25 protein-coding genes are annotated in these 26026 nt (G+C 57.9%); 10 read left to right on the forward strand and 15 right to left on the reverse strand.

Annotated features, from left to right (window positions below):
* Positions 1–26: 26 nt before the first annotated feature.
* The 4 genes from DY251_RS13970 to DY251_RS13985 form a co-directional block, all read right to left on the reverse strand.
* Positions 27–1295: a glycerate kinase type-2 family protein gene (locus DY251_RS13970; protein ID WP_170971344.1), complete on the reverse strand. Its 1269-nt coding sequence runs from the start codon at positions 1293–1295 to the stop codon at positions 27–29.
* Positions 1292–1789, reverse strand: a complete 498-nt coding sequence (locus tag DY251_RS13975) for a heme-degrading domain-containing protein (protein WP_116624528.1) — start codon at positions 1787–1789, stop codon at positions 1292–1294. The genes DY251_RS13970 and DY251_RS13975 overlap by 4 nt, the downstream gene beginning before the upstream one ends.
* Before the next feature lie 61 nt (positions 1790–1850).
* The gene (gene guaD, locus DY251_RS13980) at positions 1851–3167 is read right to left on the reverse strand and encodes a guanine deaminase (RefSeq protein ID WP_116624529.1); all 1317 of its coding nucleotides are present in this window, start codon (positions 3165–3167) and stop codon (positions 1851–1853) included.
* Complete coding sequence (locus DY251_RS13985; RefSeq protein ID WP_116624605.1) at positions 3164–4378, reverse strand: urate hydroxylase PuuD; 1215 nt, start codon at positions 4376–4378, stop codon at positions 3164–3166. The genes guaD and DY251_RS13985 overlap by 4 nt, the downstream gene beginning before the upstream one ends.
* 167 nt (positions 4379–4545) lie before the next feature.
* Between DY251_RS13985 and DY251_RS13990 the strand changes: the two genes are divergently transcribed.
* Complete coding sequence (locus DY251_RS13990; protein ID WP_116624530.1) at positions 4546–5466, forward strand: LysR family transcriptional regulator; 921 nt, start codon at positions 4546–4548, stop codon at positions 5464–5466.
* Positions 5467–5572: 106 nt separating this feature from the next.
* A complete protein-coding gene (gene dps / locus DY251_RS13995) occupies positions 5573–6058 on the forward strand; it encodes a DNA starvation/stationary phase protection protein Dps (protein ID WP_116624606.1) in 486 nt (161 codons plus the stop codon).
* Here the strand turns inward: dps and xdhC are convergent.
* From xdhC to uraH, 4 genes are read right to left on the reverse strand one after another with little or no spacing between them, the layout of a single operon-like run.
* Positions 5991–6860, reverse strand: coding sequence for a xanthine dehydrogenase accessory protein XdhC (xdhC, locus tag DY251_RS14000; protein WP_116624531.1), 870 nt, complete (start codon positions 6858–6860; stop codon positions 5991–5993). The genes dps and xdhC overlap by 68 nt on opposite strands.
* Positions 6861–6881: 21 nt before the next feature.
* A complete protein-coding gene (gene xdhB / locus DY251_RS14005) occupies positions 6882–9218 on the reverse strand; it encodes a xanthine dehydrogenase molybdopterin binding subunit (protein ID WP_116624532.1) in 2337 nt (778 codons plus the stop codon).
* Positions 9218–10690 carry a xanthine dehydrogenase small subunit gene (gene xdhA / locus DY251_RS14010; RefSeq protein WP_116624533.1) on the reverse strand — a complete coding sequence of 491 codons (1473 nt, stop codon included), beginning with the start codon at positions 10688–10690 and terminating at the stop codon, positions 9218–9220. The genes xdhB and xdhA overlap by 1 nt, the downstream gene beginning before the upstream one ends.
* Positions 10691–10732: 42 nt before the next feature.
* Complete coding sequence (gene uraH, locus DY251_RS14015) at positions 10733–11098, reverse strand: hydroxyisourate hydrolase (protein WP_116624534.1); 366 nt, start codon at positions 11096–11098, stop codon at positions 10733–10735.
* Positions 11099–11321: 223 nt separating this feature from the next.
* On the opposite strand from uraH, the gene puuE reads away from it, so the two are divergent.
* Genes puuE through DY251_RS14035 form a run of 4 tightly spaced genes read left to right on the forward strand, consistent with a single transcriptional unit; the run spans position 11322 to position 14713 of the window.
* Positions 11322–12755, forward strand: a complete 1434-nt coding sequence (puuE, locus tag DY251_RS14020) for an allantoinase PuuE (protein WP_116624607.1) — start codon at positions 11322–11324, stop codon at positions 12753–12755.
* A 20-nt stretch (positions 12756–12775) separates the two neighbouring features.
* A complete protein-coding gene (locus DY251_RS14025) occupies positions 12776–13609 on the forward strand; it encodes a bifunctional allantoicase/(S)-ureidoglycine aminohydrolase (protein ID WP_116624535.1) in 834 nt (277 codons plus the stop codon).
* 16 nt (positions 13610–13625) lie between these two features.
* Positions 13626–14120, forward strand: coding sequence for an ureidoglycolate lyase (locus DY251_RS14030; RefSeq protein WP_116624536.1), 495 nt, complete (start codon positions 13626–13628; stop codon positions 14118–14120).
* Positions 14117–14713, forward strand: a complete 597-nt coding sequence (locus DY251_RS14035; protein WP_116624537.1) for a nucleoside deaminase — start codon at positions 14117–14119, stop codon at positions 14711–14713. Before DY251_RS14030 ends, DY251_RS14035 begins: the two co-directional genes overlap by 4 nt.
* Positions 14714–14744: 31 nt before the next feature.
* On the opposite strand, the gene DY251_RS14040 is transcribed toward DY251_RS14035, so the two are convergent.
* The 4 genes from DY251_RS14040 to DY251_RS14055 all read right to left on the reverse strand — a co-directional run bounded on the left by DY251_RS14040 (position 14745) and on the right by DY251_RS14055 (position 18595).
* A complete protein-coding gene (locus DY251_RS14040; RefSeq protein ID WP_116624538.1) occupies positions 14745–14996 on the reverse strand; it encodes a hypothetical protein in 252 nt (83 codons plus the stop codon).
* A gap of 92 nt (positions 14997–15088) precedes the next feature.
* Positions 15089–16399 carry a xylose isomerase gene (xylA, locus tag DY251_RS14045; protein ID WP_116624539.1) on the reverse strand — a complete coding sequence of 437 codons (1311 nt, stop codon included), beginning with the start codon at positions 16397–16399 and terminating at the stop codon, positions 15089–15091.
* Entirely contained in the window at positions 16396–17850 is a 1455-nt protein-coding gene (gene xylB / locus DY251_RS14050) for a xylulokinase (RefSeq protein WP_116624540.1), read from the reverse strand. The genes xylA and xylB overlap by 4 nt, the downstream gene beginning before the upstream one ends.
* A gap of 121 nt (positions 17851–17971) precedes the next feature.
* The gene (locus DY251_RS14055; RefSeq protein WP_116624541.1) at positions 17972–18595 is read right to left on the reverse strand and encodes a LysE family translocator; all 624 of its coding nucleotides are present in this window, start codon (positions 18593–18595) and stop codon (positions 17972–17974) included.
* Between the two features lie 445 nt (positions 18596–19040).
* Between DY251_RS14055 and DY251_RS14060 the strand changes: the two genes are divergently transcribed.
* From DY251_RS14060 to DY251_RS14070, 3 genes are all read left to right on the forward strand, one after another.
* On the forward strand, positions 19041–19808 hold the full coding sequence (locus tag DY251_RS14060) for a L,D-transpeptidase (RefSeq protein WP_116624542.1): 768 nt from the start codon (positions 19041–19043) through the stop codon (positions 19806–19808).
* A 71-nt stretch (positions 19809–19879) separates the two neighbouring features.
* Complete coding sequence (locus tag DY251_RS14065) at positions 19880–21046, forward strand: diphosphate--fructose-6-phosphate 1-phosphotransferase (RefSeq protein WP_116624608.1); 1167 nt, start codon at positions 19880–19882, stop codon at positions 21044–21046.
* 94 nt (positions 21047–21140) lie between these two features.
* Complete coding sequence (locus tag DY251_RS14070) at positions 21141–21626, forward strand: VOC family protein (RefSeq protein ID WP_116624609.1); 486 nt, start codon at positions 21141–21143, stop codon at positions 21624–21626.
* 82 nt (positions 21627–21708) lie between these two features.
* Here the strand turns inward: DY251_RS14070 and DY251_RS14075 are convergent, their stop codons facing one another.
* The 3 genes from DY251_RS14075 to DY251_RS14085 form a co-directional block, all read right to left on the reverse strand.
* On the reverse strand, positions 21709–22335 hold the full coding sequence (locus tag DY251_RS14075; RefSeq protein ID WP_116624543.1) for a glutathione S-transferase family protein: 627 nt from the start codon (positions 22333–22335) through the stop codon (positions 21709–21711).
* A 94-nt stretch (positions 22336–22429) separates the two neighbouring features.
* Positions 22430–23320: a formyltetrahydrofolate deformylase gene (gene purU, locus DY251_RS14080; RefSeq protein ID WP_116624544.1), complete on the reverse strand. Its 891-nt coding sequence runs from the start codon at positions 23318–23320 to the stop codon at positions 22430–22432.
* A 113-nt stretch (positions 23321–23433) separates the two neighbouring features.
* A complete protein-coding gene (locus DY251_RS14085; RefSeq protein WP_116624545.1) occupies positions 23434–24495 on the reverse strand; it encodes a LacI family transcriptional regulator in 1062 nt (353 codons plus the stop codon).
* 280 nt (positions 24496–24775) lie between these two features.
* Between DY251_RS14085 and DY251_RS14090 the strand changes: the two genes are divergently transcribed.
* Positions 24776–26014: an ABC transporter substrate-binding protein gene (locus DY251_RS14090; protein ID WP_116624546.1), complete on the forward strand. Its 1239-nt coding sequence runs from the start codon at positions 24776–24778 to the stop codon at positions 26012–26014.
* The last annotated feature ends 12 nt before the right edge of the window (positions 26015–26026 follow it).

A 26026-nucleotide genomic window follows, 5' to 3' on the forward strand; every position in this document is an offset into this window, starting at 1 on the left:
CCAGCAGGCGGATGAGGGGTACTTAACTACCGCACCAAAATCGCGCGCAGATCATTGACATTCGTACCGGTCGGACCCGGCACGAAAAGATCGTCAACGGCATCAAACGCCGTCCAGGCATTGTTACCTTGCAGCATGGCCTTGGCGTCAACGCCTGCCGCGCGCATCCGCACGACTGTCAAGCCGTCGGCAAATGCACCAGCATTGTCTTCGGAGCCGTCAATGCCATCGGTATCGGCCGCCAATGCATCAATGCCTTCCAGCCCATCGACACCAAGCGCGAACGCCAGCAAAAACTCGCTATTGCGCCCGCCCTTGCCTTTAGCGCGCAGCGTCACGGTCGTTTCACCACCCGACAACACCAACACTGGCTTTTCAAACGGCCTGTTCCGCGTGGCAATCTCGCGCGCAATAGCGGCATGAACACCGCCCACGTCGCGCGCCTCACCCTCAATTGCGTCGGATAGAATAACCGCCGGAACGCCCTTCGCGCGCGATGCATCCGCCGCCGCCTCCAGCGAAACCGCCGCCGAGGCAATCACCTGCACACTATGCGCCGCAAACAGCGCATCATCCGGCATCGGTGCATTGGCTTCGTCGCTCGCGAGATGCGCTATCACAGCATCCGGCAATTTCATCCCATACGTCTCGATAATCTTCAGCGCATCTTGCCGCGTCGTACCATCCGGCACTGTCGGACCTGAAGCCACAAGCGCCGGATTGTCTCCCGGAATATCCGAAACCACCAGTGACACCACACGTGCTGGATGCGCCAATGCGGCCAGCCGTCCGCCCTTGATGTTCGACACATGCTTGCGCACGGCGTTCATGGCGGAGATCGGTGCGCCGGATGCGAGCAGTGCCTCATTCACGGCAACCTCATCCGCCAGCGAAAGCTTGCCCGCAGGCGCAGGCAGCAGCGCCGAACCGCCGCCACACACTAGCGCGATCACCAGATCATCCGCCCTCAGCCCAGTAACCAGGTCCATCAGGCGCCGCGATGCATTTAATCCGTTTTCATCGGGAACCGGATGCGACGCCTCAAGCACCTCGATTATCCGGCACGGCGCGCCATAGCCATATCGCGTCACGACAACGCCCTCGAACGGCCCATCCCAAACCTTCTCGAAAGCCTGTGCCATTTGCGCGGCCCCCTTGCCGAAACCGATCACAACGGTGCGGCCCTTCGGCTTTTCCGGCAGATGTTTGCGGATAGTCTTTTCAGGGTCGGCAGCGGCAACCGCCGCCTCGAATATGGAGGTCAGGAAAGCCTTCGCATCTGCTTGCACGTTCAGGCCTCCGGCGGCAGTGCTAGCGCCGCAGCGTCGAGCTTCAGAAACGTCGCCAGCGCGTCGACAATCACCGCATGGTCCTGCCGCTGTGGCAAACCGGAAACGCCAATTCCACCCACAACGCCGGTGTCCTTCACGTGGATTGGAAACCCGCCACCCGCCAGCACGTAATCGGCAGGGTTCAGGCCATAGTCCGGCCTGAACAGCCGATTGGGCGAGTTCTGCTCCAGCGTCATGCGATAGCTGCTCTTCTGGAACATTTTTACGCCGTTCAATTTGCGCCGAACCCAGTCAGTGTTGGAAGCGGTCGAACCCGGCAGCGCCGCATAAAACAGCAGCCTGTCCCAGAAGCGGATTTCGATGACGATCGGCATCTTCTCGGCGCTCGCGCGCGCACGCAATTTCGTGCCGATCTCATAGGCAGCCGCTTCATCAAAGCGGTCAAAAACCAGCGCCGCCTCTTGTTCGCTGATCTTGGCAATATCTGCTGCGCTCATGGGCTCCGTCCCGTCTCAACTCGCGTGCAATGCCTATCGCGCTTTACACTAGATGCAAGCCTCAAGCGTTGAGAATATCGCTTTTTGCTGGCTTTCCAGCCACATAAACCTCCGAAACCGCGCGATCGTCGCCCAGCGTTTGCAGCAGGAAAAGCTCCTCCGCGAGCGTCTCGATGGTTTCCATGCGCAAGCGCATCGCCGGCGTGGCTTTCGCATTCAACACCACGAGATCCGCATCGCTTCCCGCTTCAAGCGTACCGATCCGGTCGGCCAATGAAAGCGCTTCGGCATTGCCGCGGGTCAGTTGCCAGAACGACGCAAACGGATTGAGCTTTTCGCCCTGCAAGGCAATGATCTTGTAGGCTTCGTCCATCGTGCGCAGCATGGAATAATTCGTGCCGCCGCCAACATCCGTCGCCGTCGCAATGCGCAGTGGTTTCGCGCGCTGCCGGTTCTCCTGATAGGGAAATAACCCTGATCCCAGAAACAGGTTTGAGGTCGGGCAAAAAACCGCCACCGATCCGCTGTCGGATAGCGCATCTCGCTCGCGGTCAGACAAATGGATCGCATGACCGAACAGCGCGCGCGGCCCTAGCAAACCGTATTGCGCGTACACGTCCGTATAATCCTTGGCCTGCGGATAAAGCTCACAGGTATAGGCAATCTCGGCATGGTTTTCCGATAGATGCGTCTGCATGTGCAGGTTCGGGTGCTCGCGCATCAGCGCACCCGCCATCTCCATCTGCTCCGGCGAAGACGTAATCGCAAAGCGCGGCGTCACGGCATAATGCTGCCGTCCCTTGCCATGCCATTCGGCAATCAGCGCATTGGTGTCGTCATAGCTTGATTGCGGCGTGTCCAGCACACCCGCTGGCGCGTTGCGGTCCATCATCACCTTGCCGGCGATGTTCAGCATGTTGCGCGAATGCGACTCCGCGAAGAACGCCTCGGCGCTGCATTTGTGCACCGTACAATAAGCCACCACGCTTGTCGTACCGTGACGGATCAGCTCGTCCAGAAACACGCGCGCAATGCGCCGCGAATGCTGCGGATTCGCAAACTTCGTCTCTTCCGGAAACGTATATTTGTTCAGCCAGTCGAGCAGTTCCGCGCCATAGGACGCTATCACCTGCATCTGCGGATAGTGCGCATGGCAATCGACGAAACCCGGCAGGATAAGGTTTGGCCGGTGATCAACGATCTTCACGTCTGCCTTCGCCTTGCCGGCCACGTTCGCATACGCACCTGATGCAACGATGCGGCCGTCCTCGATCAGGATCGCCCCATCCTCCTCATAGGAAAACGCCGAACGATCCTCGACGGATTCGGGCCAACGATGAAAACTCAACGTCCGCCCGCGCAGCAGTGTCTGGCTCATCGTGCGCTCTCATACCATGCAACGAGCAGCGCGCGTTCTTCCGGCGTTATCTGCGTGACATTGCCGGGTGGCATGGCGTGGCTGCGGCCGGCATTAATATAGATCTGCTCGGCATGCTCCGCTATTTCCGCATCGTTTTCGAGCTTCACGCCTTTTGGCGCGAAGTAAATGCCCTCATAGGACGGTTCATTTGCGTGGCACATGGAGCAGCGCCCAAGCACTGTGTCGCGCACCTTTTCGAAATGCACATCGGCCACCAGCCGCTCCGCCTGCATCGACATTTTCGGTTCGCCGGTCAGCACGCGCGGCACGGTCGAAAGCCAGATGATAATAATGAACAGAATGCCCGCAAGCAGCCACGTCCAGTAGGGCGGATTCTTTCCCGCATGGCCCGTGTTGAAGAAATGCCGGATCAACACGCCTATAATGAAAATGAGCGAGGCAATCACCCAGTTGAACTGCGTCCCGAATGCCAGCGGATAGTGGTTCGAGAGCATCAGGAACACGACCGGTAGCGTCAGATAGTTGTTGTGCGTCGAGCGCAGCTTGGCGATCTTGCCGTATTTCGGGTCAGGCGTGCGCCCGGCCTTCAAATCGGCCACGACGATCTTCTGGTTCGGAATGATGATGAAAAACACATTTGCGGTCATGATCGTGGCGGTGAAAGCGCCCAGATGCAGGAAGGCCGCGCGTCCCGTGAAAAGCTGCGTATAGCCCCAGCTCATCGCCACCAGCATGCCGTAGAGCAGCAGCATCAGCAGTGTCGGGCTGTCGCCGAGCTTGGACTTGCAAAGCAGATCATAAATCACCCAGCCAACGCCAATAGACGCCAGCGAAATCGCGATTGCAGTCGTGCCTGAAACATCCAGCACATTGCGATCCACCATCACGAGATCCGCGCTGCCATAATAGACCAGCGCCAGCAGGAAGAAGCCTGACACCCAGGTCATGTAGGATTCCCACTTGAACCAGACGAGGTGTTCCGGCAGTGCTTCCGGAGCAACCAGATATTTCTGGATATTGTAGAAGCCGCCGCCGTGAACCTGCCATTCTTCGCCATAGGCACCCTTCGGCAAGCCGGGTCGCTGCTTTAATCCGAGATCGAGCGCGACGAAATAGAACGACGAGCCAATCCACGCCATCGCGGTGATGATGTGCAGCCACCGCACGGCGAAGCTCGCCCAATCCCAGAAAATCACGAAATCCAGCATCAGAAACTCCCAGTCCGGCCATTCGGCCTGTGACTCCTCGGTGACGCGACTTTGACCCAATCCAAACCAATCGGAAAGAGAGCCAACTGTCGATGACTTTCAAAAAAACATTTAAAATAGATGCGCTATAACATTGAGCGGGCCATGGGAATGAGGAGGACGTTCAAATGGCATATTTAGATAATGTTTCGGTTTTCGTTCGCGTCGTCGAACTCGGCAATCTATCTGCCGCAGGGCGCGATATGCGCATCTCGCCCGCTGTAGCATCCAACAGAATCAAGGAGTTGGAGAAGCACCTCGGCGTGCGGCTCTTCAACCGCACCACTCGCCAACTAATGCCTACCGAACATGGCGCGGTGTTTTACGATGGCGCGAAAAAGGTGATGGATGCAATCGTGGAGGCCGAAGCTGCCGTGTCAGCACTTTCCGGCCAGCCGCGCGGCACAATCCGCGTCACCGCTCCGCTTGGGCTTGGTCGCCGGTTCATCGCGTCCGGCATCCCGGATTTCCACGACAAATACCCGGACATTCAGGTTCGGCTGCGCCTGTCAGACCACAATGTCGACATTCTGAAAGAAGGCATCGACGTCGCGTTCCGCCTCGGCATCATCGAGGATTCCAGTCTGCGTATGCGCGGCATCATGCAGTGCGAGCGCGTTCTGGTGGCATCACCAGAATATCTGGGCGCACGCGGCGAGCCAAAAACACCGGACGAGTTGATTGAACATCGCCACGACTGCCTGATGCTGCGCTTTCCGGGCACCAAAGAGCACTATTGGATGCTTCAAACGAAGAATGGCCCATCCAAATATGAAGTCACCGGCCCTTATGATTCAGACGATGGCGACGTGCTGACCAACTGGGCGTTGGGCGGTCGCGGCATCGTCTCAAAGCCGCGTTTCGAGATCGAATCCTATTTGCGCGAAGGGCAATTGCGGTTGGTCCTGCCGGATTATCCGCCCACGCCGATACAGTTCGCCGCCGTGTATCCGCACAAAAAACTGCAAGATCCCAAGGTGCGGCTGTTGCTCGATTTCATGGCCGACCGCTGCGAAAAGATGATCCGTGGAGCCCTCGCTGGCGCATGAGAATGGATTGATCAAGCCGTTTTTCGATGAAACCGTTTGCGTTACATTCGCGTTGTTAAATGCGAATAAACTTCAATTCAGTTCTGAATTCTTGAGGACAATGCAAATGGCCAAGCTCGAAACCCATAATGATCTGAAATCGAACACGCGCAAAACGGTGATTGATATTCTCAACGCCAGACTGGCCGATGCAATCGACCTCGCCCTCATCATCAAGCAGGCGCACTGGAACGTGAAAGGTCCAACCTTCATCGCGGTTCACGAATTGCTTGATCAGCTTCGCAAGGATCAGGATGAACACGTCGATACGGTTGCCGAACGCGTAGCTCAGCTTGGCGGCATGGCGCTTGGCACATCGCAATCGGTTGCCAGCCGCACGCCGCTTCCGGCGTATCCAACCGACATCTCCAAGATCAGCCAGCATCTGGAAGCGCTGGTAGAGCGCTACGCCATGACAGCAAAACTGGTTCGCAAGGCTATCGAAGATTGCGACGAAGCAGGCGACGCCGACGCTGCGGACATTTTCACCGCTTACTCGCGGTCACTGGATAAGAATCTCTGGTTCCTGGAATCGCATCTGCAGCCGGGCTGAGCGACAGCGCAGTCATAACCTCTGCAGCGGCCAGCGCGGCAATCACCGCTGGCCGCTTATCTTTTACGCTGTCCCCGCCAATCGGCGACACAAGTTGGCTGAATGCCGCTTCCGTCCCGCCCGCAGTACGCAGATACCAGCTTCGAAACGTCGCCTTCTTGGTTTTCGAGCCGATCATGCCGACATAGGCAGCATCGGTGCGCTTCAGCGCCTCCGCAACGATCAGAAAATCCAAAGCATGGTCGTGCGTCAGCACAAGGAATGCCGATCCCGCGGGCGCATCGCGTACCGCTTCTTCGGGCATAGGCGTCAGCCGCGTCTCAATCGTCTTTGGCAAGCCTTTGATTTCTTCGGCGCGCGTTTCAACCACGATCGTCTTCACCGGCAGCAGCGAAAGCGCCGCCGCCAGGGCGCGGCCCACATGCCCGCCGCCGAACACATAAATATGAGGCAGCGCAGCATCTTCCCGCGCCAATTGCGCTTGCAATTCCTCACGCATCGTTGCGTCCATCCGGCTTACCGAAAGCCCGACCCGGCCGCCACAGCACTGGCCGATCTCAGGACCCAGCGGAACGTCGAGCATCACCGCTTCGCCGTCCAGCGCCAGCAATTCGCGCGCCTTGTCGATGGCCATATATTCGAGTTGCCCGCCACCGATCGTGCCGAAAATCGCGTCGCGCGCGACAAGCATCCACGTTCCGGCCTCGCGCGGTGTTGAACCCTTGGCGGACGTCACCTGCACCAAGGCCGCGTCGCTGACGCGCTCCAGAAATTCGCTCAGATCTTTTACAAGCGAAGCCATCACACCATCATAGCACGAAGTTCATCGCGCCGCCTTCAACCGCTCAATTGCCATCAGAACACGCTCCGGCGTGGCAGGCGCGTCAAGCTGCGGATGTAGCTTGTGGTCAGCCACACTCGCAACAGCGTCGGTCAGCGCGTGATAAACCGCCATGCCCAGCATGAAGGGGGGCTCGCCCACGGCCTTTGATTTATACACCGTATTTTCGCGGTTCTCCGACCAGTCAGCCAGCGTCACATTGAATATCTTAGGACGATCCGAAGCCAGCGGGATCTTGTAGGTCGACGGCGCAAAAGTGCGCAGCCTACCCTTTGCATCCCACCACAATTCTTCTGTCGTCAGCCAGCCCATGCCTTGAATGAACGCGCCTTCGATCTGTCCAAGGTCGAGTGCCTTGTTCAGCGAACGCCCCGTCTCGTGGAGAATATCAACGCGCTCGACCATATATTCGCCGGTCAGCACATCGACTGAAACCTCGGCACACGCCGCGCCATAGGCATAATAATAAAATGGACGCCCCTGCCCCTTTGCGCGATCCCAGTGAATTTTCGGCGTCTTGTAAAAGCCCGCCGCTGAAAGCTGGATGCGCGCGAAATAGGCGAGCTTTATCAGCTCCCCAAACGGAATTTCCTGATTGCCGATCCGCACGCGGTTCGGCAGGAAAACGACCTGATCCTTCTCGACATTCCACTTTTCGGCAGCGAAATCGATCAGCCGCGCCTTGATCTGTCGCGCGCCGTCCTGCGCAGCCATGCCATTCAAATCAGCACCTGATGACGCCGCCGTCGCGGAGGTGTTCGGCACCTTGCCGGTCGTGGTGGCTGTAATCTTCACCTGATCGATGTCGATCTGGAATTCTTCGGCCACAACCTGCGCTACCTTGGTGTTGAGACCTTGCCCCATCTCCGTGCCGCCGTGGTTCAAATGCACCGAGCCGTCCGTGTAGACATGCACCAGCGCGCCCGCCTGATTGTAGTGCGTAGCGGTGAATGAGATGCCAAATTTCACTGGCGTTATTGCCAGCCCGCGCTTGATGAACCGGCTATTATTGTTGAACGCGCGGATTTCTCGCCGCCGCCCGTCATAGTCGGCGCTCTGTTCCAGCTCATCGAATATACGGTGAATAATATTGTCTTCGACGGTCTGGTGATACGGCGTCACATTCCTGTCGGTGGTGCCGTAGAAGTTCTTGCGGCGTATCTCCAGCGGGTCTTTGCCCGTCGCAAAAGCCACTTCATCGATGATCCGCTCGGCACCAATCATGCCCTGCGGTCCACCGAACCCACGAAACGCCGTATTCGACACCGTATTGGTATAAAACGGCGCAGAAACCGCCTTCACCGCCGGATAAAAATAAGCGTTGTCGCAGTGGAACAGCGCGCGGTCCGTCACAGGTCCAGACAGATCCGATGAAAACCCGCAGCGCGCGCCATATGTAAACTCGACGCCCAGAATATTGCCTTCATCATCGAAGCCGATTTCGTAGTCGATCAGGAAGTCATGCCGCTTGCCGGTGGCGGTCATATCGTCATCGCGATCCGGACGAATCTTCACCGCGCGGCCCAGCTTCTTGGCTGCAATCGCAGCCAGCGCCGCAAACTGGTTGCCCTGAGTTTCCTTGCCGCCAAAACCGCCACCCATGCGGCGAATCTCGATTGTCACGGCATGGCTCGGCACGCCAAGCGCATGACCAACCATGTGCTGCACTTCGCTCGGATGCTGCGTAGAGCAATAGATGGTTACGTCGCCATCTTCTCCCGGAACCGCCATGGAAATCTGGCCCTCCAGATAGAAATGGTCCTGCCCGCCATTGCGCACCTGCCCTTTGAGACGGCGCGGCGCTTTGCGTATGGCTTCCGCCGCATCGCCGCGCGTCAGCGTCAGGTTCGGCGTAACGAGCTTGTCCTTCTCGACATCCAGCCCGCCAATGTCCACGACAAACGGCAGTTCTTCATATTCGATTTTCGCCAGCTTGCAGGCTCGCCGCGCCTGTTCGCGCGTTTGCGCAATCACGCAGAAAATCGGCTGCCCATAAAACTGCACGACACCTTCGGCCAGCACCGGCTCGTCATGGCGACCGGTTGGCGAAATGTCATTGACGCCCGGCACATCCTTTGCCGTCAGCACATCGACCACGCCGGGCGCGGTCCGCACCGCAGCAAGATCGATCTTCACCATCTTGCCATGCGCAACAGTCGAGAGGCCGAGGCAACCATGCAGCGTGCCGCGCGGTTCCGGCATGTCGTCAATATAGATCGCCTCGCCGGTCACATGCTTATGCGCGGAATCATGCCGCTGGTCGGTATGCACCCCGCCCGCAATTTTCGTGGCCTTCACACTTGGCTGGTGAGCAGTCATCACGCGGCCCTCGAAACTTGGATCGGCGCCTTGGTGCCGGTCGTTTCTGCATAAAACCGCACGAGCAAGTTGCGTGCGGCCAATGCGCGATAATCCGCCGTCGCGCGCATATCGGTCAGCGGTGCAAAATCCTTGGCAAACTCACCAAGCGCGGCTTCAACCGTCGCCTCATTCCACGGCTTGCCCAAAAGTGCGGCCTCAACCGCGCTTGCCCGTTTCGGGGTCGCGGCCATGCCGCCATAAGCAATCCGCACCTCCTTCACGACACCGCCCTTCACCTCGATCAGAAACGCGCCAAGCGTGGAGGTAATATCTTCATCGCGGCGTTTCGACACTTTGTAAATCGCAAAATGCGTGCCCTTCTTCGGCACCGGCACATGCACCGCTTCCACGAATTCACCGGGCGCGCGGTCCTGCTTGCCATAGGCGATAAAATAATCCTGCAGCGAAATTGTCCGGCGCTTTTTGCCTCGCCGCAGCGTCAGCGATGCACCGAGTGCAATGAGCGGTGGCGGCGTATCACCGATCGGCGAACCGTTGGCGATATTCCCGCCGATCGTCCCCATATTGCGCACCTGTTCGCCACCGATCCGATTGATCAAGGTTCCGAGCGGAGGAATGCGTTTCGCCAGCGTTTCAAACGCTTCCGTATAGGTCACACCAGCGCCGATAGTTACGACGCCCTTCTCCTCGCTTATGGATTTCAACTCCTCCAGCCCGGCTATGAACACCACCGGCGCAATATCGCGCATATGCTTCGTTACCCACAGCCCGACGTCCGTTGAGCCTGCAACCACCGTTGCGGTTGGCTCGTCATTCAGCAGCTTCGCAAAATCATCGACGCTGGCTGGAACGACCAGCCGATCCTTACCCGAGCCAATCTCGACGCGCACGCCATCGCGCATGGCCGTCAGCCGCGCGACCACTGCATTGCGCTCGGCCAGCAGCGGGTCTTTCGAAGCCCTGCCATAGTCCGAGATGGCATGCGCTGCGCGAACAATTGCCTCGTAGCCGGTGCAGCGGCAGAGATTGCCCTGCAATGCCTTTTCAATCGCGGCATCTGTAGGGTTCGGCTCGCGCATCCGCAAACCGTAGAGCGACATCACAAAGCCTGGCGTACAGAAACCGCATTGCGAACCGTGGAAATCCACCATCGCCCGCTGCACAGGATGCAGCCGACCATCCGAACTTTTGAGGTGCTCGACCGTCACTACATGCGTACCATCCAGCGATCCGACAAACCGGATACACGCATTGACGCTTTCGTAGATCAGCTTGCCCGCGAGAAACCGCCCCACCAGTACCGTACACGCGCCGCAATCGCCCTCTGCGCAGCCCTCTTTGGTGCCGCGCAAATTTTGCCGCAGGCGTAGATAATCGAGCAGTGTTTCATCCGGCGCGACATCACGCAGCGCGACTTCCTCGCCGTTTAGCAGGAAGCGGATTTCCGACCTGGGTTGTGCCTTGGCCATTTTCCATCAACCCCTGAATGTTGGTTTGATTGCTTTCAACTCTCAACTCCCGCGATATGTCGAATAGCTATAGGGCGAGATGAGCAGCGGCACATGGTAGTGCTTGTCCTCGGCCATGCCGAAGCGTAGAGGCACTTGATCCAAAAACGCTGGCTCAGGCAATTTCTGCCCGGAAGCACGCAGATAATCACCGGCAAAGAAAACCAGCTCATAAACGCCCGTCGCGAAACTCTTGCCTTCGAGCAGCGGCGCATCAACGCGCCCATCCGCATTGGTCACGACCTCCAGCATCTTGTGGTGCGAGTTCCCGCTCACCTTATAAAGCGCGATCTTCAGCCCCGCTGCGGGCACACCCAGCGCCGTATCGAGAACATGGGTTGTCAGTTTTCCGCTCTTGCCTTCAGCCATATTCCCCTAGCCACCTTTTTGATGGTCAAACTTCCGTCGATTAAAGACCAATGCACAATAGGCCGGAAGCTCTTCACTTCAAAAAGCATTTTCAATTTTTTTAGGGGGAATATTCCAAACTCGCCACGTTATTGTTGAAGAAGATGAGGCTATCAAGCTGTTGAAAGCCGTTGCGCACTCATATGATAAGAGCAACACAGCGGCAGCGATCAGCGGAGACCATATGCGTTACGTTCGTGACATGCGCGGCTACGGCCAGAACCCACCCGATCCGAAATGGCCGGGCGGCGCTCATGTGGCCGTGCAATTCGTGCTGAACTATGAGGAAGGCGGCGAAAACTGCATTCTTCATGGCGACACTGCCTCCGAAGCGTTTCTTTCGGAAATTGTGGGCGCCGCGCCGTGGCTCGGCCTGCGCCACTGGAACATGGAATCGATCTACGAATATGGCGCGCGCGCTGGTTTCTGGCGCCTGCACCGCATGTTCACGCAAGCCAATGTTCCCGTCACGATCTACGGCGTCGCCTCCGCGCTCGCCCGCTCGCCGGATCAGGTGGCAGCCATGCAGCAGGCAGGCTGGGAAATCGCCTCGCACGGCCTGAAATGGATCGACTATCGCGAAACCTCGATGGAAAACGAGCGCCGCGACCTGCAGGAAGCAATTCGCCTGCACACCGAAGTCACTGGCGAGCGCCCAACCGGCTGGTATACGGGCCGCACATCGGTCAACACGGTGCGCCTTGTCGCGGAGGAAGGCGGCTTCACCTATCTCTCAGACACATATGATGACGATCTGCCCTACTGGCTCGACCATGACGGCCACGGCAATGCCATCTCGCCGCAACTGGTGATTCCCTACACACTCGACGCCAACGACATGCGCTTTGCCACACCACAAGGGTTCAACACCGGCGAGCAATTCTACACCTACCTGAAGGATTCGTTCGACACGCTTTATGCCGAAGGCAAGGCAGGCCGCCCGGCAATGATGAGCGTCGGTTTACACTGCCGCCTGGTCGGTCGCCCCGGTCGTGCCGCTGCGCTCAAGCGTTTCATTGATTATTTCCAATCACACGACAAGGTCTGGATTCCGCGCCGCATAGACATCGCGCGCCACTGGCAAGAAAATTACCCTTACAAAGCTCCGGCACTTCGCCCCTCCCGTATGGCGAAGGACGAATTCGTCAGCGCTTTCGGCGGCATATTCGAACATTCGCCTTGGATTGCCGAACGCGCCTACGGCTTGGAACTCGGCCCCGCTATGGACAGCGCCGGCGGGCTGCACAATGCGCTATGCCGCGTCTTTCGTTCCGCTGCAGAACAGGAGCGGCTTGGCGTTCTCACCGCTCACCCGGATCTTGCCGGCAAGCTCGCGCAGGCCAAGCGCCTCACCACCGAATCCACATCGGAACAGGCCAGCGCAGGACTAGATGCGCTCACCGACGCGGAGCGCGAGACGTTCACACGGCTCAACGCTGAATATGTCGCCAAATTCGGCTTTCCGTTCATCATCGCCGTTCGCGACAACACCAAAACGAGCATTCTTGAGGCGTTCAACAAGCGCCTCGCAAACAGTCGAGACGAAGAGTTTGCGACCGCCTGCAAGCAGGTCGAGCGCATCGCATGGTATCGGCTGAAAGACCTTTTGCCCGCATGACACAGAAACAGGGACAGCGGATGAAACTTCGCAATTATTACGCGCCGCAGGGCGGCCTGCCGCCGCAGACGGACCTCATCACCGATCGTGCCGTGTTTACGGAAGCCTATGCGGTTATTCCCCGTCGTGAATTTTCCGACATCGTCACCAGCTATCTGCCGCATTGGGACAAGACCCGCCTCTGGATCATCGCGCGCCCGCTCTCCGGCTTCGCGGAAACCTTCTCCCAATACATTATGGAGGTTCAGCCCGGTGGCGGCAGTGACAAACCCGAACCGGATACGGATGCCGAGGGCGTTCTATTCGTCGTAGACGGCGTTGTTTCGCTTGTTATTGAGGGCGAACAGTATGATCTCGCACCCGGCGGCTATGCGTATCTCCCGCCCTCGCAGCACTGGAAGCTGCGCAATCGCTCCGACGAGCCTGCCCGTTTCCACTGGATTCGCAAGGCATATGAATATGTTGAAGGGCTGGAAGCGCCGGACCCATTGGTTCTCAACGAGCAAGATATAGAACCCATCGCGATGCCCGACACTGATGGCAGATGGGCAACCACACGCTTCGTCGATCCTGCCGATTTGCGCCATGATATGCACGTCACAATCGTCACGTTCCAGCCGGGCGGCATAATTCCCTTCCCGGAAACGCACGTCATGGAACACGGCCTGTATGTGCTTGAAGGCAAAGCAGTCTACCGGCTCAACAATGACTGGGTTGAAGTCGAAGCTGGCGATTTCATGTGGCTGCGCGCTTTCTGTCCGCAGGCTTGCTATGCGGGCGGCCCCGGTCCCTTCCGCTACCTGCTTTATAAAGACGTCAACCGCCACCCACGCCTCGGTTATTTCCTGCGATGATGAGGGGTATCTGGCAATGAGCAAGCTAATCTTGGCAACTAAGCTAACCCGCGAAAACTTCGCACCATTTGGCGATGTGATCGACACGGGGGGCGACAATCATTATTCGATCAATGCTGGGCGCTGCGAGCGCTATCACGATCTCGCGCGTGTAGAAGCGACTGGCGAAAATGCCCGCGTTCTGATCTCTCTCTTCAAAGCAACGCCCTATGAGTTCCCGCTAAAGCTCGGCATGGTCGAGCGCCATCCTTACGGCAGCCAGGCATTCATCCCATTGTCCGCGCGTCCGTTTCTCGTCGTCGTATGCCACGACACACCAGACGGTCCTGGCGAACCTCACGCCTTCATCACCCAACCCGGACAGGGTGTAAACTATCCCCGCAATGCCTGGCACGGCGTTCTGACGCCCATCGGCGAACCGCAGGAATTCGTGGTCGTCGACCGCGGCGGCACCGAAAAGAACCTCGAAGAATTCCACTTCGCAAGCCCCTACGAGGTGCGATTGTCATGACGAACGAAACCGAATTGGCGGAGCGCCTGCTGGACGTCATCGAGAACGACATCGTGCCCAAAACGGCAGAAGGTGTTTCACATGGCAACAAGCTGTTTGGCGCGGCTATCGTTCGAAAAGACGACAAGTCGCTGGTGATCGCCGAAACGAACAATGAAATGGAAAATCCGCTCTGGCACGGCGAAGTTCATTGCCTGAAGCGCTTTTATGAAATGCCGAAGGCCGACCGTCCCGACACGCGCGACTGCATTTTCATCGCAACGCACGAGCCCTGTTCGCTGTGCCTGTCAGCTATAACATGGACCGGATTCGACAATTTCTACTATCTCTTCAGCCATGAAGATTCGCGCGACTCCTTCGCGATACCGCACGATCTGAAAATTCTGAAAGAGGTCTTCACGCTCGAGCCCGGCGGCTACAATGCCGAAAACGCTTACTGGAAAAGTCACTCCATCCGTAAGTTGATTCGCACGCTTCCAGAAGCAGATCGCAAGCGGCTGGAAGCGCGCATTGGTAAGATCTCTGCCGAGTACGACCGGCTTTCAAACCAGTATCAGGCCGACAAAGGCGACAACGACATTCCGTTGAATTAGGTTCGCAATCCCTGGCAATGCGCCACCGGTCTCATGCAGCGCGACAGTTACCGCCTTCAAGCGTTTCGCGCATCATGTTTGAAATACGCATCTGTAAGCGGTTGGTTACGGCACGCTCCCACTCGTTGGGAGCGTCATGATCACGTGGCCGTGGAATGGCCAGAAGGCGGTCGACAAATGAGGCCGAACCGCACATCGAAAGAAGCGCCTCGATCTCGGGGATCGGCGTTGCTTCGATAAACTGATTTGCGTGTTCCTGTACCATGCGCTGAATGTAACGCATGGTCCATGACAGCTTGAAGGCAGGAGCTTGGCAATTCCGCGACAAAGCGTGACAAAATTTTGCGCGCTTTGCCGCCTTGCTGAAAACGGCCCTCACACGTATCGATTAACGACGTTCTCCAGATACTCCTGTCGCCCGGAGCGCGGTTGAGGCTCGATTCCGTCTTTAACAACTCGCGCCGCTACCTCTTCCAGCGTGCGCTTGCCGGAAAGCATTGCCTTACCCTCGCCGCTGTCCCATCCGGAATAACGTTCTGCGAGTGGCTTGGACAATGCCTTGTCCTCCAGCATTTTGGCTGCGGCTTTCAGTCCGCGCGCACAGCAGTCCATGCCGCCGATATGGGCGATCAGCAGATCCTCGGGCTCAAGCGACTGTCGGCGCAGCTTGGCGTCAAAATTTGTGCCGCCGGTGGTGAAGCCGCCATTCTGCAGCACATAATAATAAGCCAGTGCCATTTCCGGAACGTTGTTCGGGAACTGATCCGTATCCCAGCCGGATTGATAATCATTACGGTTCATGTCGATGGAGCCGAAAATGCCCAGAGCGTCAGCCAACGCCAGTTCATGTTCGAAGGAATGTCCAGCGAGGATCGCGTGTCCCTGCTCGATATTGACCTTCACCTCTTTCTCAAGCCCAAAATCCTTTAGGAAGCCGTAGACGGTCGCCACGTCATAATCATACTGATGCTTGGTCGGCTCCTGCGGCTTCGGCTCAATCAGGATCGTTCCCTTGAAACCGATCTTCTTCACATAATCGATCACCATGCAGAGGAAACGCCCCGCCTGCTCTCGTTCACGCTTCAAGTCGGTGTTCAGCAGCGTTTCGTAGCCTTCGCGACCGCCCCACAGCACATAGTTTTCGCCGCCGAGTTTCTTGGTCACGTCGATGCACTTCTTCACCGTCGCTGCGGAATAGGCGAACACATCCGGGTCAGGGTTGGTCGCAGCACCGCTCATGAAGCGGCGGTTGGAAAACAGGTTCGCGGTTCCCCACAACAGCTTGACGCCCGTGGCCTGCTGTTTTTGCGCAAAATAATCGGTGATTTCGTCCAGCCGCTCCGCACTTTCTGCAAAATTCTTGCCCTCTGGCCGCACGTCTGCATCGTGGAAGCAGTAGTACGGCGCGCCCAGCAGCGTGAACAGCTCAAACGCTACATCAGCCTTGTGCTTGGCGTGCTTCATGGTATCGCCAAACCACGGTCGCTCGAACGTCTGCCCGCCAAATGGATCGCCGCCGGGCCACGCGAAGCTGTGCCAGTACGCAATAGAAAAGCGCAGTTGGTCCTCCATGCGCTTGCCCATCACCATCTCGTCGGGATTGTAAAAGCGATAAGCGAGTGGATTTGTGCTGTCCGGTCCTTCATACTTCGCCGGCTTGATGTCGCCGAAGAAACGCGTCGTCATTGGTCTGCTCCCTTGATCGCTGGATAGAGCGCCACATAGCGCTGGTATGCATCATGGTAGGCGCCGCTCAGTTCGCCGACCGGCTCAATCGTTTCCGCCGTGCGCGGTGGTGTCAAAACCGCTGCCGGATCCGCATTTTCTGCTGCAATCAGGCCGAGCCGCGCCGCGCCGAATGCTGCGCCGAAATCTCCGTCGGCAGGCACATCGACCGGCAGGTTGAGCGCCGTCGCCACCGATTTCAGCCAATAGCGCGAGCGCGAACCGCCTCCGATAGCTGTCACCCGCGCCAGCTCCGTACCGGCCTTGCGCAGCGCTTCAAGGCTATCGCGGAAGGCGAACGAAACGCCCTCAAGCACAGCCTGCGTCAGCGCCGCCCTATCGGACTGATGCGCCAGCCCCGTAAACACACCGCGGATCGCCGCGTCATTATACGGCGTGCGCTCGCCGGAAAGGTAAGGCAGGAAAGTCTCACCACCCGGCGCTTTCAACGTCTCGCCAAGTTCGGCTGTCAACTCCTCCGGCTTCTTGCCGGTAATGCCGCTCAGCCAGGTCAGAGAATCCGATGCCGAAAGAATCACGCCCATCTGATGCCAGACATTCGGCAGCGCATGGCAAAACGTATGCACCGCGCTTGCCGCATTGGGCATATAGGAGCCGTTCGCAGCAAACAGCACGCCCGATGTGCCAATCGAAACAAAGGCTTGTCCGGGCAGCACCGTGCCCATGCCAGCCGCCGAAGCCGCGTTGTCGCCAGCCCCACCTGCAATCACGACGCCCGGCTTCATGCCCCATGATGCAGCAAGATCAGCGCGCAGCGTTCCGCCCTTCTCGGTGCCTTCCACCAGCGATGGCATCTGGCTTTCCGTCAGTTCCGTGGCGTCCAGCAATTCCTTCGACCAGCGCCGCCCGGCGACATCCAGCCATGCCGTACCGGCAGAATCCGACATTTCGGAAATGTGCTCGCCCGAAAGCCAAAGCCGCAAATAGTCCTTCGGCAACAGCACTTTCGCCACGCGCTTGAAAATGTCCGGTTCGTGTTTTGCCACCCAGACGAGCTTCGGCGCTGTGAATCCCGGAAACACAATATTGCCCGTTATCGTGCGAAAGCGAGGGTCGGCATCAAGCGCCGCCGCCTCGGCAAAACTGCGCGTATCGTTCCAGAGAATGCAGGGCCGCAGCACCTTGTCGGAACTATCCACAAGCGTCGCGCCATGCATATGGCCGGAAAGGCCAATGCCCTTCACCGCCGCCAGTTCGGCGCCATGCGAAACCTTCAGCGCATTGATCGCCTCATCAACCGCACGAATCCAGTCCGCCGGATCCTGCTCAGACCAGCCCGAATGAGGTCGCGACACATCCAGCGCGGCATGGCCGGATGCCACCGCTTTCTGGTTGGCGTCGATCAGCAGCGCCTTTACGCCAGACGTGCCGAGGTCAATGCCCAGATACATATGCCACTCCTCCTTACGGGGGCGCGGAGCCGAAGCTCGCGGCCTGACTGCAAGGCCCGCGCCGCCTTACTAGCAAAAAAATCAAATGGAAAAAACTGGTCCTACCAGATTCTTTTCACACTCAGCTTCCGGTTCGCACCGCAGCGGTTGCAATGCCCGCGCCAACAAGCATTGTGCCACCCGCCCGATTGAAAATGCTGATTGCTCGCGGATTTGCAAAAACCCTGCGCGCTCGCGCCGCCGCCAGCGCATATCCAAGTGCATTCAGGAAGGCGAGAACGAGAAATGTCGTTTCAAACACCAGCATTTGCGACCAGAAATCGGCATGGCGGTCGATGAACTGCGGTAGGAACGCAACGAAGAACGTGATGCTCTTCGGGTTCAGTGCCGTAACCACCCACGCATGGCCAATCATCTTCGCCGCAGACGCCGCATCGCGTTTCGGTTCAGCCTGAAATGTCCCGCCCGCGCGGAACAGCTTCACGCCGAGATAAATCAGATAGGCCGCACCCACGAGCTTCAGCACGGTGAACACAGTTGCGGATGTCGCCAGCAGCGCGCCCACGCCGAGCATGGAAAGCGTCATGGCCGTGAAATCGCCCAGTGCGACCCCGACAGCGGTCGGCAGCGCCGTACGCCACCCCTGCCCTAGTCCATAGGACACCACCAACAGAATTGTCGGACCGGGTATAACCAGCAGCACCGCAGATGCCGCACAAAAGGCAAGCCAGGTTTCGAATGTCATGCGCGCCTCTTACAATGAGGCACAGACTAGAACTGCCGCCGCACCTCTTGCCGACGCATAGCATGTCGCTCGCGAGGCGCAAATGGTTCAGCAAATTCCTGGATCGCCGCTCCTACCAAAACGCCCGGAAAAGAACAGCGTTTCACTGTGGCCGACAATACTGGTGACATGCTCCGCATCCCCTTAACCGCCCGATTGTGCCCCGATTGTGCCCCGATTGTGCAATGCAGCATGATACTACCCGCAGCCTCTGGACGGCTTTGTGACGAAAAGCGGGAAAAGTCGCGGCAAACCCGGTTTTGGCAGCCCCACAACGACTTACGCGCTTATATTCCTTTGAAAAGAAACGCTTTTCGGCTTTCACCCTTTATCAACCATAAGCCTTGAAAATGCGGGACAATTGGCTTGTCGGAGCCGTGGCCTCAGTAACTTTGTGTGGGTGTGTATGTTGCCTAAGCATTCGTCTGAAAATTCCGAACCCTCGCGTTCCGAATTCTCCATCACGCGCAGAACAGCGCTGTTCGGTTTCGGCTCTGCGCTACTTGGCGCGGCCGGTTGCTCGACTATCGATTTAAGCGCCGGCGTTCCGGCGATGAGCAGCGTCGACATGGCGCCCACGGGCGCGATCCGTCCGCAGATCAGCATCGACCGCAACGTCACGAATCCGGAGTTGATGTACGCCTCGTTTGAGGATTCCGGCTTCGTGCTGCCCGCGATCCCTTATCAGAAGGTCAAGCCGGAGTTCCGTCGTCAGATCGTCGTCGATCCCACTGGCGAGGCACCGGGAACACTCGTTGTCGATACCAAGAACCGCTACCTCTATCTGGTTCAAACCGGCGGCGAAGCGCTGCGCTACGGCGTGGGTATCGGCAAGGCTGGTTTTGAGTGGTCGGGTCGCGGCGTCATTCAATATGGCCGCAAATGGCCGACATGGACTCCGCCGAAGGAAATGATTGCGCGCAAGCCGGAAGTTGGCAAATGGGCGGGTGGACAGCCGGGCGGTCTGGATAATCCGCTGGGCGCACGCGCGCTCTATATCTATCGCGACAATCAAGACACGGGCTATCGCGTTCACGGTTCACCAGAGTGGTGGACCATCGGTCAGGCCATGTCGTCAGGCTGTGTGCGCATGATGAATCAGGACGTTATCGACCTATTCGACCGCGTGAATTCCAATGCGGTTATGAACAAGACGCAAATCGTTGTGCTGTAGCCATTTCTTCTCTCGCAATTGAGGTCTAAAACGATTAGACCGCGTCCCCGTAATTGTGGGAGGAGAACACCATGCCCAAGACTTTCGTCATAGCTCAAGGCGGCGGCCCCACCGCCGTCATCAACCAGACACTTGCTGGTGCAGTCGCAGAGATCGAACGGCGTTATCCTGACGCCCGCATCCTTGGCGCACGGCATGGCGTGCGTGGTGTTCGAGATGGCGATTATGTGGATTTTTCCGATGTGCCGCCCGCTCGTATGCGCGCTATCGGCAACACGCCCGGCGCTGCTCTTGGCTCCACCCGCGACAAGCCAGATGCTGCCTATTGCGAACAGGTTCTGAAAGGCCTGCAGAAAATCAATGCCGACGCTTTCATGTATATTGGCGGCAATGACACCTCCGGCACCCAGCAGATATTGACTGATGCAGCTGGCGGCTCGATGGCTTTCGTCCACGCGCCCAAGACCATAGACAATGATCTTATGGAAAACGACCACACGCCCGGCTTCATCTCCGCTGGCGAGTTTGTCGCCGGCGCATTCCAGAGTGTCGATCTCGATTTTCGCGCCCTGCCCGGCATCTATGTCGGCATCGTCATGGGCCGTCACGCCGGTTTCCTCACCGCCGCAGCGGCAGCATGGCGCGACGATGAGGATGATGGCCCGCACCTTATCTATGTGCCGGAGCGTCCCTTCTCGACCGCGCGCTTTATCGATGATGTGAAGCGCACGATGGACAAATACAAGCGCTGCGTGGTGGCCGTTTCCGAAGGCGTCACGACAGAAGACGGCAAGTCGCTGGTCGAAAGCATTGTCGGCGCAGACAAGGTCGAGCGCGACGCCCACGGCAACGTCAAGCTTTCCGGCAGCGACCTGAACCGCGCCTTTGAAACCGCCCTTGCCAATGGTTTGCCGGGCAAGCGCGCACGCGTTGACGCTCTCGGTTACATGCCGCGCGGCTACATCGGCGCGATCAACGCCACGGACGCCCGCGAGGCTTATGAGGCGGGGCAATATGCCATTCAGGTTGCCGAAGAAGGCGGCGGTTCCGTTGCGCTCAAATATGAGGGCGGCAAAACCGTCATGCGCAAGGTGCCACTCTCGGCGGTCGCCGCCAAAACGCGGCACATGCCAGAAGATTTCCTGGCTGCCGACGGCACGCATCTGGCGCAGCCCGGCATCGATTATTTCAAGCGTCTGATCCCACGCAAATACGAAGTTGGGCGGCCTTTCGTCTGAGCCGCGCCAAACTTGAAAAATAATTGTCGGCGCCATTGGGCGCTATTCGTCCTTGGCATGACGCGCAATGCTGCGCACATGTGAGGAGAATGCTATGCCAATCGTACAGAAAATCGCGCCGTGTCTCTGGTTCGACTTCAACGGCGAGGAAGCTGTTACCTTTTACACGTCAGTTTTCAAAAATTCGCGCATTTTGCGAACCGCTCACTATCTCAAGGACGGCCACGCACCTGAAGGAACGGTGATGGTCATCGAGTTCGAACTTGAAGGAGTGAAGCTCGTGGCCCTCAATGGTGGGCCACACTTCAAGTTCACCGAAGCCATTTCGTTGATGATCGAGTGCAAGGATCAGGCCGAAATCGACTACTACTGGAATGCGCTGCTTGAAGGTGGCGGAGAGCCGGGACCATGCGGTTGGCTCAAGGACCGCTTCGGCCTTTCATGGCAAATCTACTGGAGCCCTGCCATCAAAATGTACACCGATCCTGATCAGGAAAAGGCAAACGGTGCATTTCAGGCGCTCATGAAAATGGGCAAGATCGAAATCGCAACCTTGCAAAACGCCTTCGATGGCAAATAGGTAAATTGCCCTCACCCTTACCCTCTCCCCCGTGAAGAACAGGGAGAGGGGCAGCGCTGCTTTTGATAACAGGCAAACGCCTTCAAGCAGGCGGTATAAAAACCTGCGAAATCTTCTTAAACACCGGCAGCTTTTCCAACTGTTCGGAAAACGCGTTGAGCGTGGGATAATCCGAACCATCGGCTAACCCCGGATGCGCTTCCTTGATGTGGCGAAGGCAAGCCGCGACAGCGATGTCGGGATATCCGAGATTCTCACCAAACCAATATGTCGAGGTCAAATCTGCGCACTCGCGCTCCAGCACCGCCAGACCCGCCCTGATCTGCGTAAGCAAACGTTCGACTAGAACGTCCGACGGCTGCTTGTGCAAAACCTGCTCGTAGAAAAGCCGCACCGCAAGATCCGACAGGCCGGACGCAAGCCCTACAACCCGCATGGCGCGATAGCGGGCAGGCTCCTTAACGGGAAACAGTCTGCGCTCCGCCGATACCAAGCCATCAATGTAATCGACAATCGCAGACGTCTCGATCAGCACTTCGCCGCCGTCCAGCACAAGCGTGGGCACGCGCGTTAGCGGATTGTACTCCCTCAGCTTGTCCGCATCGCCAAATGTGGACCAGGGCCAGTGCTCGAACTCCAAGCCGTAGAGCGTCAGCGCAATACCGACACGCCGCACAAATGGAGAATCATATTGACCGATCAGGATCATCGAAAAGCCCTCTTAGCATTCGATAATCCTCCAGCGTTCGATTCCCGGCAAGCGAGCCAGATGCCCGAAAGCAATTATTCCTGACAGCCTCCGGTCAACCCATCCGCTCCGAAACATAGCTACCGGGGCTCGCCGGAAACACCACTGTTCTGTTGCCATTGATAAAGGTGCGATGATGGATATGCGCATGGATGGCGCGCGCCAGCACCTGGCTTTCCACATCGCGGCCAATCGAAACATAATCCTCGGCGCTCTGCGCATGTGTAATTCGCGCGATGTCCTGCTCGATGATCGGCCCTTCGTCCAGATCGGCGGTCACATAATGCGCCGTCGCGCCAATCAGCTTCACGCCGCGCTCATAGGCTTGCTTGTAAGGGTTTGCACCCTTGAAGCTCGGCAGGAACGAGTGGTGGATATTGATGATCTTGCCCGACATCTTCCGGCAAAGATCATCGGACAACACCTGCATATAGCGCGCCAGCACGATAAGTTGCGCGCCCGTGTCTTCCACGACATCCATGAGTTGCGCTTCCGCTTTCGCCTTGTTCTCTTTCGTCACCACAATGCGATGGAACGGAATGTCGTGATTCACGACGACTTTCTGATAGTCGAAATGGTTGGAAATCACGCCGACAATATCAATCGGCAGTGCGCCGATCTTCCAGCGATAAAGCAGATCGTTAAGGCAATGGCCGAAACGCGACACCATCAGCAGCACCTTCGTGCGGTCGCGGCTGCTGGAAAACTCATAATCCATTTCGTACCGCTCACCAATTGGCTTAAAGCCTTCGAAAATATCGTCCGCCAACACCCCCTCTTGCGAGGTGAAGGAAACGCGCATGAAGAATTTCTTCGTGCCAAGATCGTCAAACTGTGAGGAATCAACGATGTAGCATCCCTTCTCGGCCAGATAGCTTGAGATGGCCGCGACGATCCCGCGCACGGATGGGCATGAGACGGTCAGAACATAGTGGTCGAGAATCATCGTTGTCTCTTTCAAACTGGGAACCGGCCAACTTCAGCCGTCATGCGCAAAGACCTATCGTCCGAAGCGCAGTTTCGCTTGCTTTTTTGCGACCCATTCGCGGCGTGGTCGGATTAGCGTGTCTCGTCCACCGCTTCCGGCACTTCCCCAACTGCTTCCGGCACTTCTATTGTCTGGAGCGTGTTGAGGGCAGCGCCGCCGATTGCGCCTATAACGGCGCGCGCGAGATTACGCCCCGCAAGCCGGAAGTCCTCGTTGACGACCAGAATTTGCGGCCTGAAAATGGGTAGCAAGCGGAACGACTGCTTGGATACGATGTCAATGTCGCGCCCCAGCTGCAGCCCCGCTTCCTCAATCCCCGCCACGATTGAGAAGGCCGCACCACCCGCGCTAGACACGATGCCGTCTGGCGGCTGCTTGCGCCGCATCATCTCCAGCGTCGCCTCGCGTATCGCCTCCATCGTGTCGTCAGTCGTCACGTGCGGAAACGGAACCTCCGAGACGCCCTCGCTTGCCAGCGCATCGCTAAAGCCGTCGCGCGTATGCTGCGCATAAAGAAGTGACGCGCTCGGCCCCAGCAACGCAAGCCGTTTGCGGCCTCGCCGCACCAACCGCTGCACAGCAATCTGGCCGAATGTGTAATTGTCGAAATCATGGAACGCGTGCGCTGGCTTCACCAGCGTCCGCCCGTGCGTCGCGAACGGAAAACCGCGCTCCGCCAGATAGCGCACACGCGGATCGTTCGGCTGTGTTCGCGAAATGATGATGCCGTCCGCCGAGCCAGTCTCCACCACATAGCGAATTGGCTCCATCGGGTCATTGTCGCGCGAATATGGCGTCAAGATGAGATGGTAGGGCGTCTGCGCGAGGTGTTCGGAAACGCCGTAGACGATGTCCGAAACAAAGCCGCCTATGGATTCCTGTGTGTCGAGGATAAGGCTGATGACATTCGTCTTGCCCGTGCGAAGGCGTACACCGGCACGGTTGGGACGATAGCCCACCTGCCGCGCAACGAGCTGCACCCGCTTGCGCGTTTCAGGACCGATTTCCGGCGCATCCTTAAGCGCACGAGACACGGTCGTCACGCCCAGCCCCGTCATAAAGGCAATCGTTTTGAGCGTCGGGCGCTCCCCTTCAGAGGGTAAGCTCCTGCCTTCCTGCTGGTCGGATTCCATTCCTCAAAGCCCCTAGCGCTGATTGCGCCAACGCCCGCTGATACGCCCAAAACCAGCGCAAGACAATAAAATCTGAAACGTTACAGATATTTTTGCAACGCACCAATCTCCGCTTGTGCAATGCAATAGCCGCCGAAAAGGTAAGTAATATCAAAATGCTCAATTCGCAGCCATTCCATTGATTCACAGGCCGAGATCCTCATTTTCGACCAAGGGTTGCGGAGCGCTCAAACATCGACTAGTGTTTATCTGTAACGTTACAGATTTCTGGGAGGAGCTAATGCGTTATCGAATTCTGGTGGCTGCCTTCGCAGCCGCAACCACATGCGGTTATGCTGGTGTCGCCAGCGCGACTGATCTCGAAGTCACTCACTGGTGGACCTCCGGCGGCGAAGCGGCGGCGGTCAAGGAACTCGCCAAGGCGTTCGACGCCACCGGCAACAAATGGGTCGATGGCGCCATCGCCGGTTCCGGCGGCACGGCCAGGCCGATCATGATCAGCCGCATCACCGGCGGCGACCCGATGGGCGCAACTCAATTCAATCACGGACGTCAGGCCGAAGAGCTTGTGCAAGCGGGTTTGATGCGTGACTTCACCGATCTCGCCGCCAAGGAAAAATGGACGGAGATCGTTCGGCCGAAGAGCCTGCTCGATAGCTGCACCATAGACGGCAAAATCTACTGCGTGCCGGTCAACATCCATTCATGGCAGTGGCTCTGGCTCTCCAACAAGGCATTCGAAACCGCTGGCGTTCCCGTCCCGAAAAACTGGGATGAGTTTGTAGCCGCAGCACCCAAGCTCGAAGAAAAGGGCATCATTCCGCTCGCGCTCGGCGGTCAGGCCTGGCAGTCCTCCGGGGCGTTCGACGTCATGCTCGCGGCGCTTGGCGGCAAAGACCTGTTCCTGAAAGTCTATCAGGACAAGGACGCCGAAGTAGCCGCCGGGCCGGAAATGGCCAAGATTTTCAAGGCAGCAGACGACGCCCGCAAGATGGCGAAAAACTCCAATGTTCAAGACTGGAATCAGGCGACCAATCTCGTCATCACCGATAAGGCCGGTGGCCAGATCATGGGCGACTGGGCGCAGGGCGAGTTTCAGATCGCCGGCAAGGTCGCAGGCAAGGATTATACCTGCCTGCCCGGCCTTGGTGTAACGGAAATGATCGCGACCGGCGGCGACGCCTTCTACTTCCCCGTACAGAAGGATGCGGCAAAGACCGCAGCGCAGGAAGTGCTCGCCACAACCCTGCTCGATCCCAAGACACAGGTCGCGTTCAACCTCAAGAAGGGTTCGCTGCCCGTTCGTGGCGACGTTGACCTCAACGCCGCAAACGACTGCATGAAGAAGGGCCTCGACATTCTCGCCAAGGGCAATGTCATCCCGTGGACCGATCAGCTGCTTTCGCAGGATTCGCAAAAGCAGAAGGAAGACCTCATGTCAGAGTTCTTCTCCAATCCGAACCTCTCGGTCGAAGACGCGCAAAAGCGCTTCGCCGAGATCATCGCTTCGGCTGATTAATCAGCGCTCTGC

It is taken from the genome of Mesorhizobium denitrificans (assembly GCF_003403035.1).
GTDB lineage: Bacteria > Pseudomonadota > Alphaproteobacteria > Rhizobiales > Rhizobiaceae > Mesorhizobium_G > Mesorhizobium_G denitrificans.

What these genes read in the sequence shown, in the direction of transcription:
- DY251_RS13975 (WP_116624528.1), bottom strand. Translation starts at nt 1,789, where the DNA reads ATGAGCGCAGCAGATATTGCCAAGATCAGCGAACAAGAGGCGGCGCTG.
- guaD (WP_116624529.1), bottom strand. Translation starts at nt 3,167, where the DNA reads ATGAGCCAGACACTGCTGCGCGGGCGGACGTTGAGTTTTCATCGTTGG.
- DY251_RS13985 (WP_116624605.1), bottom strand. Translation starts at nt 4,378, where the DNA reads ATGCTGGATTTCGTGATTTTCTGGGATTGGGCGAGCTTCGCCGTGCGG.
- DY251_RS13990 (WP_116624530.1), top strand. Translation starts at nt 4,546, where the DNA reads ATGGCATATTTAGATAATGTTTCGGTTTTCGTTCGCGTCGTCGAACTC.
- dps (WP_116624606.1), top strand. Translation starts at nt 5,573, where the DNA reads ATGGCCAAGCTCGAAACCCATAATGATCTGAAATCGAACACGCGCAAA.
- xdhC (WP_116624531.1), bottom strand. Translation starts at nt 6,860, where the DNA reads ATGGCTTCGCTTGTAAAAGATCTGAGCGAATTTCTGGAGCGCGTCAGC.
- xdhB (WP_116624532.1), bottom strand. Translation starts at nt 9,218, where the DNA reads ATGACTGCTCACCAGCCAAGTGTGAAGGCCACGAAAATTGCGGGCGGG.
- xdhA (WP_116624533.1), bottom strand. Translation starts at nt 10,690, where the DNA reads ATGGCCAAGGCACAACCCAGGTCGGAAATCCGCTTCCTGCTAAACGGC.
- uraH (WP_116624534.1), bottom strand. Translation starts at nt 11,098, where the DNA reads ATGGCTGAAGGCAAGAGCGGAAAACTGACAACCCATGTTCTCGATACG.
- puuE (WP_116624607.1), top strand. Translation starts at nt 11,322, where the DNA reads ATGCGTTACGTTCGTGACATGCGCGGCTACGGCCAGAACCCACCCGAT.
- DY251_RS14025 (WP_116624535.1), top strand. Translation starts at nt 12,776, where the DNA reads ATGAAACTTCGCAATTATTACGCGCCGCAGGGCGGCCTGCCGCCGCAG.
- DY251_RS14030 (WP_116624536.1), top strand. Translation starts at nt 13,626, where the DNA reads ATGAGCAAGCTAATCTTGGCAACTAAGCTAACCCGCGAAAACTTCGCA.
- DY251_RS14035 (WP_116624537.1), top strand. Translation starts at nt 14,117, where the DNA reads ATGACGAACGAAACCGAATTGGCGGAGCGCCTGCTGGACGTCATCGAG.
- DY251_RS14040 (WP_116624538.1), bottom strand. Translation starts at nt 14,996, where the DNA reads ATGCGTTACATTCAGCGCATGGTACAGGAACACGCAAATCAGTTTATC.
- xylA (WP_116624539.1), bottom strand. Translation starts at nt 16,399, where the DNA reads ATGACGACGCGTTTCTTCGGCGACATCAAGCCGGCGAAGTATGAAGGA.
- xylB (WP_116624540.1), bottom strand. Translation starts at nt 17,850, where the DNA reads ATGTATCTGGGCATTGACCTCGGCACGTCTGGCGTAAAGGCGCTGCTG.
- DY251_RS14055 (WP_116624541.1), bottom strand. Translation starts at nt 18,595, where the DNA reads ATGACATTCGAAACCTGGCTTGCCTTTTGTGCGGCATCTGCGGTGCTG.
- DY251_RS14060 (WP_116624542.1), top strand. Translation starts at nt 19,041, where the DNA reads ATGTTGCCTAAGCATTCGTCTGAAAATTCCGAACCCTCGCGTTCCGAA.
- DY251_RS14065 (WP_116624608.1), top strand. Translation starts at nt 19,880, where the DNA reads ATGCCCAAGACTTTCGTCATAGCTCAAGGCGGCGGCCCCACCGCCGTC.
- DY251_RS14070 (WP_116624609.1), top strand. Translation starts at nt 21,141, where the DNA reads ATGCCAATCGTACAGAAAATCGCGCCGTGTCTCTGGTTCGACTTCAAC.
- DY251_RS14075 (WP_116624543.1), bottom strand. Translation starts at nt 22,335, where the DNA reads ATGATCCTGATCGGTCAATATGATTCTCCATTTGTGCGGCGTGTCGGT.
- purU (WP_116624544.1), bottom strand. Translation starts at nt 23,320, where the DNA reads ATGATTCTCGACCACTATGTTCTGACCGTCTCATGCCCATCCGTGCGC.
- DY251_RS14085 (WP_116624545.1), bottom strand. Translation starts at nt 24,495, where the DNA reads ATGGAATCCGACCAGCAGGAAGGCAGGAGCTTACCCTCTGAAGGGGAG.
- DY251_RS14090 (WP_116624546.1), top strand. Translation starts at nt 24,776, where the DNA reads ATGCGTTATCGAATTCTGGTGGCTGCCTTCGCAGCCGCAACCACATGC.